Below are 1168 nucleotides of genomic sequence, written 5' to 3' on the forward strand. Positions count from 1 at the left end.
AGAAGCTTTGATAGCTTCTCTTTTCTAAAACATGATCTAATCTTAGAAACCAAACATTTTACGCTCTAGAGGAATTTCTACTCCAATCGATGCACCCGCATCATTACCTTCTAAGTCAGAATCACTTACCCAACCATTAATTTTTAATGGAAGATCAGGTTTGATGTAATGTGTCCAAGTTAGATCAAGCGCTTTAATTTCATCATCTTTAGGAAATGCTTTATTAATTGCCAAGTTAGATTGGTTAACTTTAACCACCATAGCACGACCGCTTAAACGGTTCATCACGTCAAAGCGGATATCACCACCCACAGAATACATTTGCCCATCACCACCCATCGCATGTCCTAATGGGAAGCCATGTTGGTAATAACCATCTTTATAAACATAATGATTATAGGAAATACCCTTCACATCATTATTAGTGCGGGTATCAGCCCATTCTGCATAAAGTTGATATGGCATATTATTATAGCTAGAAGAATAGTCGACTCCTGCTAAATACATTTTTTTAGAAGGAAGTAGTCCAGCTTCATCTTCACCTACATATTGACCATAAATACCAACAGGAGCATTTATAAGAGATTGTAGATTTAAACGAGCATCAAAACCTGCGATTTGGTTAGAACGATCTTCATCAGAATCATACACATTGTCATTCCCTTTAATTGCATTCCACAAAGAATCCCAACTTTCAGAACGTCCTTCACCACCCCATTGTAAAGTACGAGAAGCACCTAGTTCTAAATAGGGTAAAGGTCTTGCAGTTAAACGTAAGCCTAATAATTTGGCATGAGGAACCGCTTTATAATCATCTAATTGGCCTGCAAAAGCTTGATATTGCCAAGGTCCAATCCAAGATAACCATTTTGTCTCAAAAGCATTTTGCACAGCTCTTTGTGCCGTCACACCATACACAGGACGACTTGCATCGCCACGGATTAAGCTACCATCATGTCCAGGTCCCCACCATGTTGGAATTTGACCTGCAACAAGCCACTGGTTCCAGAGTTTACCAGCGACATATGAACCTTCAACGTTAACGTAATGCCCACTATCAATTTGAGGGTCTTTTTCTGCGTTTACACGGATTTTTGCATCCCAATTTTCACCACCAGCATTAAACTCTAATGAACCTTTGTACTGCGATTTTTTGTTATCACCAAAT

The 1168-nt window shown here is 39.0% G+C and carries 1 protein-coding gene; it reads right to left on the reverse strand.

What is annotated here, in order from left to right; all coding sequences use genetic code 11:
• Window positions 1–42: 42 nt before the first annotated feature.
• Window positions 43–1168: capsule assembly Wzi family protein (locus VXQ92_RS19695; RefSeq protein WP_416682930.1), on the reverse strand; the 1126-nt coding region annotated here is incomplete at its 5' end.

The sequence above is a fragment of the Acinetobacter sp. 228 genome (assembly GCF_048147885.1).